The following is a 13,344-nucleotide window of genomic DNA, read 5'->3' as shown; positions in this document are numbered from 1 at the left end:
ATGTTTTATCAATATCCTTCCATAGGCGATGAAAATATATTCCAGCAATTTTGCATAGATGTCTACAACGAGACATACGACACAACTGATTTTCAAAATTATAAAACAAAAGGTGCTCCTCAATACGGAATTGACGCCTATTCAATAAAATTCAAAATTGTTATACAGAGCAAAAAGAAGAAATTAACACGCTCCGACAAAGAAATTGAGAAAGAATTATTGAATGACCTTACAGAAACTATAGAATTGCTGAAAGATCTTCCTTTTAATTTCGATCAATTAATCTTTGCCAGCAACACAAAACGGTATAGCGCCGTGGAAGACATGGCAGCCAAGTTATCGCAGTCTCTCTCATATACTGTCAAGTTTGTCTCATGGGAGGATTTTGAATACAGGATTACAAAGTTTAAGAACCTTAGGAAAACGTATTTTCCTGATTTTTACCATGATACAAATAGCTACCCCAAAACACTTACCTTATTACCGAACGTGGATGTCACTTCCATAGTAGGTAGGGAAAGTGATTTAGAGGGTTTACAAACTGTATTGCAAACGAGAGAAAATACAGTACTGGTGAACGGTATGGGAGGGTTGGGTAAAACCACACTCTTGAAATTATTTGTCAGACAGGTAGGCCAAAATTATGAGCACATCCTATGGATCAACTACGCAGGGAGTGATGATATAACTAATAGTGAACATGAGCTAGTTCAAGCATTTGCTCAGGACGTTACGTTGTTAACTAACTTAAACATAAATCTCAGCGGAGATGTCACTCACTATGATACATTAAAATTAATCAATAATAAATTGACCAATATCCCGGGGCCAAATCTGTTAATTATTGATAATGCACCGCGAACATTTGCAAAAGTAAGGCAGTTTCTGCCGGGAAATCCTAATTGGCAAATATTAATCTCCTCAAGAGAATATGTATCCGGTTGTAACCTATACGAACTAACCTTTTTAGATGGTCCGACATCCTTAAAGTTATTCTATCAATATTATTATTTTGAAAAACATGACGAACTGATTAATGAAATTTTGAATTACGTTGGTTATCATACCTTAACGGTTGAATTAATAGCGAAAACTGCGAATAAACGAAGATTGAGTATCCAATCATTAAAAGAATCTTTGGACCGTGAAGGATTGAATATTTCAAGATCAACTAAAGTTACGTCCGCCCACGATACTACGCAGACACCTACAAACTATTTCGAATATTTACTCGGAATTTTCTCAATCTCCAACCTGGTACCAAGCCAACAGTTTGTCTTGAGAGTTTTATCCCTATTGCCTTCTGAAACTATTGATTATAGAAACTTAAAAGCAATATTCAATATTGGGCTTGATGACAATGATTTCTTTGAAACACTAAACAGTCTTGCAGACACCGGCTGGCTGATACAAACTGATGATGTCTACCAAATGCATCAGGTGTTACAGGAGGTGATCCGTGAAAAATTGCCGCCCAATATTGCCGCCATTAAAGAGATCATTCAAAATTTGAATGGTTTGCTAAGTATCGAGTTTGATAAAAATCCGTTTAAAATAAAAAAGTTTATTGATTATTCTGAGAATCTGTTAGGATTTGTCGATGCCTGTTCGGCCGAGTTTGGAGACTTTTGCAATATATTGGGCTTGCGGAATGAAGACTTGAATAATTTAGATAAAGCTTTAGTGCGTTACCATCAAAGTGAGTCTATTTTTCAAAATCTTGGAGAAAATCACAAGCCCGGTCTGGCAGGCGTTTATAATAATCTTCAATCTGTTTATAAGACCTTAGGCGACATTGATAAAGCCTTTGATTATCAATTAAAAGCTATCGCCATTCAAGAAAAATTGCCACAGGATGACTTTAATTTATGCACATCTTATAACAACATAGCCCTGCTATTTGAAATAAAAGGAGACCTAAATCGCGCTTATGAATACATGAATAAATCGATTGTATTTGCCGAAAAACATATCGATGGCGATCATGCATATTTAGCATCTGCTTACTCCAGTTTCGCTAATATCCTTAATCGAATGGGGAATGAAGAAATAGCCCTGGCTTATCAGCAGAAAGCTTATGAAATGCGACAAAGGGTATTAGACGAAGATCATCCCCAATTAGATGAATCACGAAGTAACTTGGCGGCTTTATACCAAGCGCTCGGGGAACTTGATCTTGCAGAACAACTTACCAGACAATCTATCGCTTACAAAGAAAAAACTTATGGATCGGATAGTTTCGAATTGGGTGTTACCTATAACAATCTAGCGGCAATATATATTGAAAAAAAGGATTTTGATACCGCAGAAACTTTGCAATTAAAAGCCATACAGCTTGAAGAAAACGGCCTCGGTATAAATCATTTTGAAGTTGCTACATCCTATAGCACTCTCGCGGTAATTAAAGCCGGGCAAAGGAAATTTTTGGAAGCGATTAAATTTACTCAAAGAGCAATTACGATTTGTCGCTTAAATTTTCCGAACGGACACCCGAACATTCAGACATATCAACAATTTATTGATGTGATGAATATAAAAATGCCTCAGACTAACTCAAAAATTGGCAGAAATACTGCATGTTACTGCGGAAGCGGTAAAAAATACAAACATTGTTGTGGGAAGTAGTTAAATATCGTAAGCCCCACTAAGCTCTGCAAAAGACGCCTCTACTTCTTCGACGGATAATCTTCGATCTTTAGCATATTCAATCATTCCAAAAAAAACATTATAAAGATCCGTGTTGTCATTGAAAAAGTCGTCACGGTCTATTTGACCGATAGGGATATTACCCTGAAAAATAAACCAGAATAATTTTCCGAGTTGAAAAACATCAGACAAAGTATCTAAGTCACAGTCGTGTCCGTAATAATTATTTTTTTCACACAGAAATTTGTTCATGGCCTCAGGTGACAACCATCCGTATGGTCCGATTTTTTTCCCAACCTCATAAACAGGAAAGTCAGTGTTGCGATTGTCAACTAACCCAAGATCGCCAACTTTCCAAGTTCTATCAATGTAGAAGATGTTATCGGGTTTAATATCTCGGTGGTATATGTCTATACTATGCAATTCTTTAATACCTTGTAATATGTCACTACAAAGAAATAGCTTTTGCTGTTCCGAGAGCCTGTTACGGAAGAGATATGTAGTCAAATCAGATTGGCCTTTTTCCATTATGTAATAATGGAATGTTTTCGCACCAAAACTAATGTAGTCATCGAAATAAAAATTGACAACATGCTGGAATCCACTGTCAGTAGCCAACGATAATGCCTCAATTTCTCGATTAAATCTGGCAATTGCATTTGCATTGTCTACATTATTTTCATCGTAACGGTTGAATTTTATGATATACTCTTCCCCGCTGTCAGATTCTTTACAATTGAACACGAAAGAATTCCCGCCACGCGCTTTTGGATACTTTGTGCTATAAGGAGTCAATAAATAGGTTCGATCTTTATATATAATCAAATCCTTATGAGATTTTCCAGACAGCAATATTTCGTCATTATATAGTCTCACAATATTCGATTATAATGATTCGATATTAAATGTGAAGTATTTGCTGTTTGAAATAAGGCTTTCAGATTTTACATCTTTGCCATAGAACTTCAAAACCTGCTTTTGTCTTTTATTTGCCTTTGCTGTTGAATTAAAGAATAATTCTGTTAATATCTTATTTCTAATATCTCTAGCATTTTTAGAGTTGGATTGACTAATACAATGAAAAGCATACTCTTGGAAAGGCTCACACCGATCATTTGAAGGATTGATATCATCATTAAATTTCACCAATAATTGATAAATGTAATCCCATTGAATGGTATTTAGTTCTTTATAATATTCTTTTATAATCGCGGTCAAAGAGTAGAAATCATTTCTCTGTCTGTAACGCGTTTTTTTTATTGGAGCGATTTTATTAAAAGAATTAAAAACATCTAAAATGTCTACAAACTCTTTATACACCTTTTTGTATTCAACATCTGTTAGATCTTTTTCGAACAGTCTATCAACTTTTATTTTTTTATCCGAAATGCCCTCACTTAATAAAGTTATTATTTCAGTTATAAAATCGATATCATTCATCCTTTTTGATGTCGCATCAGAAAACAAATCCAATGATTTAAAGGAGTTTAGATCTGCTATTTGGTTGGCAAGTTTTAATACGCCTGAATCAAAAAATTCAGCTTTTTTTAGTTCAGGCCTATTTAGATGAATGCCGGATTTGTTAACTAGCGAGTAAAAGTTTTCTATGATTTCCCCTTGCTCCAGACTGGTAATAATCGTTACAGGTATTGGGTATTGTAAAAATTGCTTATTTTTTTCTTTATTAAATTTCTCTCCCTCTTCAGTTTCAATTCCCCCATCCATGAAATTCAAAATGGTTCTGGTACGCTGCTGACCGTCCACCATTTCAAATTCTGTAGCAGATTTTTGATATAGAAATAAATTGGGTATAGCGAAACCATCTAAAATCGAACCTATCAGTGTTTGCTGATCATCGAGACTCCATATAAACTTTCTCTGGTAAGGAGGGTTTAAATTCAATTTCCCGGATTTGTATCGGTCGTAGATTTGCTTTATAGTCCAAATCTCTAGTTTAAATTCCATAATATTAGATAAAACAAGCCGCGCATCCTTCTTCCTCGGCATCGAGAATATCGATTAATCTTCCGGATTGTTTGCGTTGCTTGGCTAAGGTTTGCTTGGTTAAAAATTCTTCTTTGATTTGTTTGATACGGTCAGGGTCGATCAGTTCTTCCAGGCGCTCATTTTGCATCCATGTGTAGCCGTCTTTTTCGTATTCCATGGCGAGGAAAAACTTGGCCGGATTTTGCTCATAAAGCCATACCCATTCGATCTTTTGCTGAAAAAAGCAGAAGAAGCATCCGGAACGGCTGCGGTTATAGATGCCTTGTTTACCATTCACGGTATAAGGCATTTCCTCGTAGTACTGCGGTACGCCCACACCGCTTTCTCTCAGGATACGGAAAATATCATCGCGTATCAGGATTTCATCATTATCCAGTAGAGGAAAGTCATCAACCGCGGCTATAGGAAGATCGCTTGACCGCAAAGACTGAAAAGCGACATGATTGAATTCTTTAACACCCAGGTCCAGCAGGTTCTTTAGCTTTAGATCCTGGTCATAGCTTATTGACAACGGCGTTGCAATGATATCCAACGCACGCTCATAAAGGTTCTGGGTTAAGAACTCTTTATACAATCGCTTAAGTTCAGTGATATTGCTATTAGATAACACTTTGCCAATGACTTCTTCGCTCCATATATTTCTCCTAAACGGGAAAATTGACTGTACATTTGATTTGGTCGAGATATAACCTTCCCGGTCTTCATCACCGCGTATGCCGACGTATGAAATCACAGGTGTAGTACCGATGTAAGTTTCAAATGGCTCGATCTTTAACTTTTGCGTACACCAGCGCGCGTTAGAAGAGGGTAAAAAACCACCATAAAGCCGATGATAGTAATCAAAGGGGTTGTCCTCATCCGCTGTCGGCGCGTATAGTTTTTGGACATTAACACCAAGTTTAGATTCCAGGTTCCTAATCAGCTGGTAAGTTTCATCTAATTCCTTTCCCGTGTCGCAAGTATAAAATTCTATGGACATCGACGGATATAAAGATTGCATATAGATGGCTAAAGCCGCGCTGTCTTTGCCGCCGGAGATTCCCAAAACATGCCTTACTTTATTATTTTCCATCGTTTCCTAATTCCTTTTTGAGCATTTCAGCTAATATAGCAATTTTCATGAACCGGCTTTCGTGGGAAAGCATCTGCTCAATATCAAGTTGTGCGGCATTGAACGCCGCGGTCTTTTCTTTTGGTATGGTGATCACTTGTTGCCGGGTCTGTTGACCAGGTATGGATATTTCGAGTTTAAAAGTTTCCTCATCGTCCTTCGCGATTGGCTGTTTGCTTATGTCGCTTAAGTTATCCAGTTCATGAATAAGTTCCAGGAACCGGTCAAACAATCGCAATTCATCATCGTCATTACTTTGCTCCAGCGGTTTACCGATCACTGACTGCGCTACTGATGACAACCAGGCTTTTCGGTCGTCCAGCGGCGAAAATATGCGGTCGTAAAAGGTTCGCTGATAAGGCAATAATAAATATTGTTTTAGTCCTGATTCATAACGACTCCTTAAGCGTGCTTTATAATCCGCAAAATCCAACGAGGTATTCCACAAAGAGTTGATAACCTTCTCAAACCTGCCCAACAGGTCTTCATAAGATGATCTTAACTCGCGGATCGCATTTTGCAACGCTGTAGTGAAATCAGCTAATAATTCCGGGTTCTTATTTAATTGGATGAGATCAAAACCTAATGCCGCTGGAAAATCCTCAAAAAATAATTTTTCGGGATCAGTCGCATCAGTTAATGCTTTCCGGATCTTTTGGCTTTGTTTACTCACCCTGCGTGTATTTTTTGCGTAAGGGTGCAGGTCTTTATGGAACCGCATAAACGGCACGATAGTCTGAATAAACGCTTCATTATCGGTGCGGCTTTTCTTCGGCAGTTGCAACATCTCCCGGTAACGGTTGAACATATCAATCCTAATACCAGCCACGTCGAACGCTTTTAACGAATACTGATCTGGTTTTTTTACAAGCAGTTCCAGGATCTCTGTTGTCAGATCAGTGATATACCCATGTTCACCATAAAAGGCATAGTCGGACCTTTTTATTATCAAGTAGATTGGTATCCAGAAATCCAGAAATCCTTTCTTTAGTTTAAAGGGCGCCCTGCCTAATTTCTCATATAACTCCGCGATGTTCCGCTTGGCGCCTTTAGATGAATTTAAAAAAACATCACACGCTTCAAATAATGGCGAAAAATGGAAAGGGTCTTGTTCTTGATCAGGCTCATCAAAGATCCAATGGCCTTCTTCAATCCGGTGGATATCGGTTTGACGTAACAAAGAGTAATAGATGCTTTTATGAGGTGGAAAACCTTTTATTGCCAGATCTTCTTCATGGGAACATTCAAATATAGACTGGAAGAGATCCTTCCGTGCAGTGGAAGCCGCTGGTGACAATTTCGTTTTATTTGCAATCTCGCTTTTGAAAATCGGGGTCTCCGGATAAACAGCGCGGCATATCGTTGACAGCATTTCATTAAACCGCCTGTTGTTGGTAATGGTATCGATCTCTTGGCCGTTATAGAACCATCTGACAATGCCAGGGTTGAAAAAGCTATCCATCACATAATGATTCAGCAGGTTCTTTTGAAGATCAATAATAGCGTCAAGCTCACGTTTAGCAATACGGTCCTCCTTGTGTTTTTCCTGCGCGATCTCTGCCTTCTCGATCTCTTCGATCAAACTTTTGATCTCCTCCGGATTTTGATAAAGCCCATAAAGTATGGCCTGGTGATTACCAGCAGATACCACGGCAAGATCATTGGCTGAGAGGAACGTGTTAAATATCAAGTTGACGAAACCGTCGATCTCGCCATGCGGAATGGTGGATATGTACGGGTTGTCCGATATTTTGAACTGAAATACCCGTGGCGTGCCTCTTTCAAAATAAACACGCTTGGCCGACACTGTTGGAAAATTAAAGTAGGTGTTCAAGTATTTTACAACATCGTTGGCGCGGCTGACCTCAGAGGCAGCGTTCAATATCGCGACATCAATATCTACATCACTGGCTTCATATAAAGTGTAGCGGTGGGTGCGCTGGTAATACCTGATAATAAATTTATGCTCCAGGTCGGTGATAGCCTCTTCCACATCCGGGATATTAAGTGCATTGGATAAGTAACCGGAAAGGAAATCCTTATCCACAACAGCACTTCCCGGAAGAAATATCTGGAACATGCCTATCGCTTTTACAACAGCGTAATAGGTAGGTTGCTTTTTAAAGTCAAACTCCCCATCGACCCTTTCCAGCGCATTCCGGATCTCAGCCCATTTAGAATAATGCGGATTAATTTTAGAGTGCAGGAAAGAATGGAGATTGTAATTCAGGTAATCATAGACGGCATTCACCGCATAAAAATTAGCCTTAGCAGGGTCAAAATCTTTCAGGTCATAGTAGCTGTTGCCATTTAGGAAACTAAATAACGATCGTTCATTTTGCCCATATTGCTGTAAGGATAAAGCCAGTACCGATGCGGCAAGAATATCCAGTGGGAATAATTTTTCGGCTACTTCGGTTGTAAAAAAATCACGCAAAGGATAGACCTTGGCAGCTACAACCGTATCAAACAAGTTCTTGAAAGGGACTGTTAATGCTTCCGGCACCGTTGAATTTAATCGCTGACTGGCCAGGTAAAGCAATTGTTCAACAGGTTCACTAAATACAATCTCTTTGAACCTGCCCTTTACTTTGGTCCATTCATTTCTCTGGAGCCTTGAAAGTTGATTAGCGTAACCGGCAAAATCTTGGTGTAAGGTAGTAATCCAAACAATCTCATGGTCACTATTATTGATAAGTTCAGCCAGCTGTTGTAAAAAATATAGCTCTTTCTCCGGTTCATGTTTGGCGGCGTATTCCAGCATTTTGCCGAATTCATCCACGATAAGGACTACACACTTCCCGTTCCGGTTAGCCGTGCTGACCAATTTTTCAAGATCTTTTAAAAGACCGGTCGGTTTGGAACTATTTGACGAGATCAGCATACCGAATTGTTCGATGAACGAATCGTATTCGCTGACCAGTTTTAGTATTTCGAACTGTTGGTATGTAGACCAGGTAGCCCCGTCATAAAACACTTTCTCACCATCGAGGTGTTGTGTGAAAGCCGATAGAAAAGATGATTTTCCTGTGCCATAAGTACCGACAAGGTTAATGGCACGTATTCCCGAACGGAAATTATTGGTGATCGCATCGAACACCGATTGCACATTAGAGGTGACAAAATATTGGCCGAGATCAATGTCGTTGACCAAGATATTGACCGATGGGGAAAAGTTGTTATCCATAATATTCCTCCAATATACCCCATTTATTCAAAGGTGTGCGTAATTGCAAAACCTGGTTGCCAGCTGTTTCGCTAAAACTAATATCTCCCGCATAATGGTTAGCGAGGTCTTTTAGTTTAGTTTCCAGGCTACGCTCGCTCAAACTAAATATTGCCCCCGGGCTATCCGGCGATTCCAGTAATTCGTTGAAACTAATACTTTGTGATTCGTTGCCAAAGCGATCCAGAATCGCAAATAGAAATATCTCACGTGGCAGGTCATTTCTTTCCTGGCGCAACACACGGTACCATTGAACCTGTCTTCCGTCAGTAGTCTCTTTATTATAAGCACTGATTAGATTCAGGTCAACCAACAGGTTGGCCGTTTCGTCCTCAAGATCCGCCTTGCCATCATTAGAGCGCAAATAAGTGCGCAAAAAGACAGTGGCATCTGCTTCGTAGGTCTTTTCGCTGAAGAGCCTTAACTCGTCTTCTTCAGTTTTCCGCTTCATAAAGCCAATCAAATGCTCTTTCGTAAATTCATTTCGCTCTTTGGTGAACTCATTGAAAAAAGCGTTGAAAATAAATACTTTTTGATTTTTTATGACCGAGTAATGTAATAACCATAACGATGCGATATCTTCTAAAAAAGGGTCCTTGCCATCAAAAAGAAATTCACCTAACCTGGTAATGATATTTGCTTCACGGTCTAATATATGAAACCCGCGCATCCAAAAATTGATCGCCGTCACCATGTTTTTACCTACCCCTAACCGTACCACAGCGTCGTCCTGGGAAAAAGAATGACCTTCTGTAAAAAAGTCATACCCTTTTTTCAACCAAAAGGTCCTGCATACGAACGTCTCATGCCCTGAAAAGCCTATTTTCATTAAATCTCATTATAGTAAATACCCCGGCGTGCTCGCCGCGGTGTGATGATAAAATTTAGTTAACTTATTGTCAAGTTATAATTATCCAAGAACAAATCTATCCAATCTTTAAATGATGTGACTTATATATTTATTAACACTAAGCGTTGGTGTTTTTCGGCAATGAAAAATTCTCGAATAAATAGACTGATAATTACCTTATTAGCTGTTTTTACTGTTGAAAAAATCAAGTGTAAATGACTTTGGTATTATTTTCAGCAGAATAATATTCATAGCTGATGTTTAAACCGCCCTTGATTAAATGCAAAACTTTTAACACCATCCATCCATAGTGTTAAACCACCCCAAAACCAACCCCCACCTTTGGCTTGTAATAACAATAAGCCATGACAACAACTACCAACGAACAAAAGCCAAATAACGTCATTACCTACCGTGCCGCCATCAGTTCCGGCTACGAACCCCGCAGCTACAGTTATGATAAATATGATATTCCCACCGGCGAGTATCATGTCCTATTAAATTTTATGACCTGGGCCAAAAAGCTACCGGCCATCGACTTGTACTGCACCATCAAACAAACCGGGCAAAAGATCAGGCTTACTGTATTCCTGGATAAGGAACGCAGCTATAAGCTGCATCACACCAATGTGGCAGAACTGCCCTTCGGGATAACGCTTGCTGTACAGGTCGAGCGGAACACAAGCGGCAATCCCACACTTGATAAAATCAGCCGCGTAGCGGCAAATGCGGGCGGTTAAGACCGCTAGGTCAGCGTCCTTTTTTTGAAGAAAAAAAGGAGCAAGCCGATACCGAACAGGTTTTAGGGGTAGTTGGCAATGATTACGAAGTGGTGCAAAATGTAAACGCATTTGAATTTTTTGATGCGATTGTAGGCGGTAAGGACGGTATTTTATACGAAACCGCAGGGGCATTAGGAAACGGCGAACGTATTTTTATCACCGCCAAATTACCCGATTATATTAAGGTCGGCAGGAACGATTTAATAGCGCAGTATTTGTTTTTAACAACTTCACATGACGGTTACGGCAGTATCACCGCAGCTTTTACCCCTGTAAGGGTCGTATGTGAAAACACGCTTAACGCTGCCTTGCGTAACCATAGCAATTCCATTAAAATACGCCATACCGCAAGTGCAAACGACCGGTTAAAACAGGCGCATACATTATTGGGTATTACCAACCAGTTAGCGGGTGAGTTAGAGGAAGTGTTTAATCACTGGTCGAGGATACGGATAACCGACAATTCCATTAAACGGCTGATACAGGTTGCAATGGCACCCAACAAAGAAACCCTGCAATCCCTGCAAAATGGCAAGCAGGATGAATTATCTACTACCTATAATAATATGGTCAGTAGCGTAATGGAGTTTGCGTTAACCCATCCCACCCAACAGGAAGCAACCACTAAGGGCACGTTATACGGTGCGTATAATGCCGTGTCGGGGTACTTTCAAAATGTACGCAATTACAAGGACGATGAAGCAAAGCTAAAATCCATCATGTACGGAACTGGCTTGCAAAGGTCGCAAGTTGCCTTTGACCTTTGTAAAGAATTTGCCAAGCATGGCAATAGCGCGCTCAATTAATTAACCTATAGGGGGAGCAATCCCCTTATAACCCTTCATTAAAAATCGAAATCATGACAGCATTAAGCAATTTGAATAATATCGGGAAAGCCAAACTATTGCATGAGCTTTTTCCTGATGAAATACCACAACTGTTAGAACACATTAAGGACGTTTGCACCGACCTGAAAGCCAACAAAGAAGCGTATCAAAATACATGGGATTTTGGTTTAATGACTTTTGATACGTGGTTATCCCTTGCAGAAAAAGCCGAAACATTAATAAACAGACACCGCACCCACATGGTAAAGAGCAGTAAAACGTTTTCCGAACAATTGTTTCATTCTTACGATTATACGGTGCTTTTTGTAAATGACCGCATTGTGAAATACGCCGAGGGCAAAAGTGAGAACAGCAAATTTAAACAGGCGGTAGCCTTATTGTATAACCCTTAAATTTAAAAACATGAGTTTTATAGTGATTGAGACTTTTGGCGGCCTACAGTACGCTGCCATTTGCACAGATACAGACGGCAACAATCTTGTATTTGACAACCGTGAAGATGCCGAAGCCGAAGCAACGGATTGTCAAGATGGCGTAGTTGTAGAATTATAATCAGAAAATGCCCGCTGTTATCACACAGACGGGCATTTTTGCGCCGCGCCCTAAGTGCTTTTTACCTTTTTATAAGTGCCGATCGTTGGTTACTTTTACGCTGTCAGCACCAGTATTATGGAAAAATACAGAAAATTAGATCAATATTATATAGATCTATATGACCGAAATACAATTAACAGCCTTAAAGAAAAGGACGAGCTTCTACAAAAAGCCAAACATGATTTAGACAATAGGCACACCGAAGAAGATTTAAAGAAAGTTCTTTCCTTGTCTTTGAATTTTTCTGAAAGCGGGGTAAAAGCGGCGAAAAATAAAAGGGCAACCATTCAATCATGGGTAGAGCGGGATGAAAGAAAAGACCGGATTATCGAAAAACATCCGATACCGCCTGCGCCGTATTGCGATGTATGCAAGGCTGATATGAAATTTTTTGATTACGATTTTATCAATGACGATTATGACCTGAATTTTATTTTCTCCTGCGGAAACGGCACCAAGCATAACCAAATATTATTATCTAACGGCCTGCCTTATAAGGCTCCTGCCCGTTATTGTCCTTATTGTAATGGCGAGATCAACACGACTATAAAAAAGACAAAGTATAAGATCACCTGTAAAGAACGCTGCACAAAGTGTACCTGGTCGAACGTGATCGTTTTTGATTTGCCTAAACCCGCTGAAAGAAAAATCCAGCCGGTAAATGAAGATGAGAGGAAAAAATACTGCACAGATTTTGTGCGCAGAAGAAGTTTTATTGAAGACCTGGAAGCTATCGCCTCGATAAAGCTTGACGAAGATGTTACCTACAACCTTAACGACATTGACAAAATTAACTTGCCCCAAGTTGAAGAAAGATTGACCAAAGCAATTGAAAGCAAGAATTTCATTAAGTTTCGATTTGAACAGCCCAAGATCAGCGGCAATGTTGCCGTTAAATTTTCGGTTCAAGACCCTACTGACCGCACTGCCGAAAAAAGCGTAAAGACATTAAAGAAAACAATTATAGATGAATTGTTTCCCACAAACTGGCGTTTAATGACCACTGATATTAACTATCGGTTAGGCTATCTTGACGGCCAGATTAAAGGTGCTGACTTAAAAGACGACTTGATAAAAATTGCTCAAGAAATAAGGACTGGTAAATAACAAGCCCACTTCTTATTTACTCCCTTTATTTTTTAAAATCTCCTTTAGTACTATTCCTTAATAATTTGACGAATTAAAGCTAAAATTACAGCAAGTTGTTATAATCGGGTCCCTTGATTCCGCAGAAAAAGTTCAGTAGTACTTTAAATCACTGAAAGAATTTAATAAATTTT

The 13,344-nt window shown here is 39.2% G+C and carries 10 protein-coding genes and 1 pseudogene; 6 read left to right on the top strand and 5 right to left on the bottom strand.

All coding sequences use genetic code 11. The features are described from left to right. Positions 1-2,625 (top strand): tetratricopeptide repeat protein, encoded by a 2,625-nt coding sequence (locus AC07M6_RS13555; protein ID WP_494890209.1) that lies wholly within the window; start codon positions 1-3, stop codon positions 2,623-2,625. On the opposite strand, the gene AC07M6_RS13550 is transcribed toward AC07M6_RS13555, so the two are convergent. The 5 genes from AC07M6_RS13550 to AC07M6_RS13530 are packed head-to-tail and all read right to left on the bottom strand — an operon-like array spanning position 2,626 to position 9,819. Continuing rightward, on the bottom strand, positions 2,626-3,522 hold the full coding sequence (locus tag AC07M6_RS13550; protein WP_494890207.1) for a protein kinase family protein: 897 nt from the start codon (positions 3,520-3,522) through the stop codon (positions 2,626-2,628). Positions 3,523-3,531: 9 nt separating this feature from the next. Then, positions 3,532-4,611 carry a DUF262 domain-containing protein gene (locus AC07M6_RS13545; protein ID WP_494890205.1) on the bottom strand — a complete coding sequence of 360 codons (1,080 nt, stop codon included), beginning with the start codon at positions 4,609-4,611 and terminating at the stop codon, positions 3,532-3,534. A gap of 4 nt (positions 4,612-4,615) precedes the next feature. Next, entirely contained in the window at positions 4,616-5,725 is a 1,110-nt protein-coding gene (locus AC07M6_RS13540) for a phosphoadenosine phosphosulfate reductase domain-containing protein (RefSeq protein WP_494890204.1), read from the bottom strand. Beyond that, on the bottom strand, positions 5,715-8,951 hold the full coding sequence (locus tag AC07M6_RS13535; protein ID WP_494890203.1) for an ATP-binding protein: 3,237 nt from the start codon (positions 8,949-8,951) through the stop codon (positions 5,715-5,717). Before AC07M6_RS13535 ends, AC07M6_RS13540 begins: the two co-directional genes overlap by 11 nt. Further along, the gene (locus AC07M6_RS13530) at positions 8,944-9,819 is read right to left on the bottom strand and encodes a DUF4007 family protein (RefSeq protein WP_494890202.1); all 876 of its coding nucleotides are present in this window, start codon (positions 9,817-9,819) and stop codon (positions 8,944-8,946) included. The genes AC07M6_RS13535 and AC07M6_RS13530 overlap by 8 nt, the downstream gene beginning before the upstream one ends. Before the next feature lie 386 nt (positions 9,820-10,205). On the opposite strand from AC07M6_RS13530, the gene AC07M6_RS13525 reads away from it, so the two are divergent. From AC07M6_RS13525 to AC07M6_RS13505, 5 genes and pseudogenes are all read left to right on the top strand, one after another. Continuing rightward, complete coding sequence (locus AC07M6_RS13525; protein WP_494890201.1) at positions 10,206-10,580, top strand: hypothetical protein; 375 nt, start codon at positions 10,206-10,208, stop codon at positions 10,578-10,580. A gap of 41 nt (positions 10,581-10,621) precedes the next feature. Beyond that, positions 10,622-11,428 (top strand): annotated as a pseudogene (locus AC07M6_RS13520) (DUF932 domain-containing protein); the annotation flags it as partial. 53 nt (positions 11,429-11,481) lie between these two features. After that, complete coding sequence (locus AC07M6_RS13515; RefSeq protein ID WP_494890200.1) at positions 11,482-11,862, top strand: hypothetical protein; 381 nt, start codon at positions 11,482-11,484, stop codon at positions 11,860-11,862. A 10-nt stretch (positions 11,863-11,872) separates the two neighbouring features. Next, the gene (locus AC07M6_RS13510; protein ID WP_494890198.1) at positions 11,873-12,022 is read left to right on the top strand and encodes a hypothetical protein; all 150 of its coding nucleotides are present in this window, start codon (positions 11,873-11,875) and stop codon (positions 12,020-12,022) included. A gap of 117 nt (positions 12,023-12,139) precedes the next feature. After that, positions 12,140-13,171 carry a hypothetical protein gene (locus AC07M6_RS13505; RefSeq protein WP_494890196.1) on the top strand — a complete coding sequence of 344 codons (1,032 nt, stop codon included), beginning with the start codon at positions 12,140-12,142 and terminating at the stop codon, positions 13,169-13,171. Positions 13,172-13,344 lie beyond the last annotated feature (173 nt).

The organism is Mucilaginibacter sp. GW821-FHT07H05 (assembly GCF_059418485.1).
The sequence above is the reverse complement of the archived record's forward strand: the minus strand, read 5'-3'. Positions and strand labels throughout refer to the sequence as shown.

Bases quoted from the DNA above. Each gene is read 5' to 3' on its own strand.
- AC07M6_RS13555 (WP_494890209.1), top strand. From the start codon at position 1: ATGTTTTATCAATATCCTTCCATAGGCGATGAAAATATATTCCAGCAA.
- AC07M6_RS13545 (WP_494890205.1), bottom strand. From the start codon at position 4,611: ATGGAATTTAAACTAGAGATTTGGACTATAAAGCAAATCTACGACCGA.
- AC07M6_RS13540 (WP_494890204.1), bottom strand. From the start codon at position 5,725: ATGGAAAATAATAAAGTAAGGCATGTTTTGGGAATCTCCGGCGGCAAA.
- AC07M6_RS13535 (WP_494890203.1), bottom strand. From the start codon at position 8,951: ATGGATAACAACTTTTCCCCATCGGTCAATATCTTGGTCAACGACATT.
- AC07M6_RS13530 (WP_494890202.1), bottom strand. From the start codon at position 9,819: ATGAAAATAGGCTTTTCAGGGCATGAGACGTTCGTATGCAGGACCTTT.
- AC07M6_RS13525 (WP_494890201.1), top strand. From the start codon at position 10,206: ATGACAACAACTACCAACGAACAAAAGCCAAATAACGTCATTACCTAC.
- AC07M6_RS13515 (WP_494890200.1), top strand. From the start codon at position 11,482: ATGACAGCATTAAGCAATTTGAATAATATCGGGAAAGCCAAACTATTG.
- AC07M6_RS13510 (WP_494890198.1), top strand. From the start codon at position 11,873: ATGAGTTTTATAGTGATTGAGACTTTTGGCGGCCTACAGTACGCTGCC.
- AC07M6_RS13505 (WP_494890196.1), top strand. From the start codon at position 12,140: ATGGAAAAATACAGAAAATTAGATCAATATTATATAGATCTATATGAC.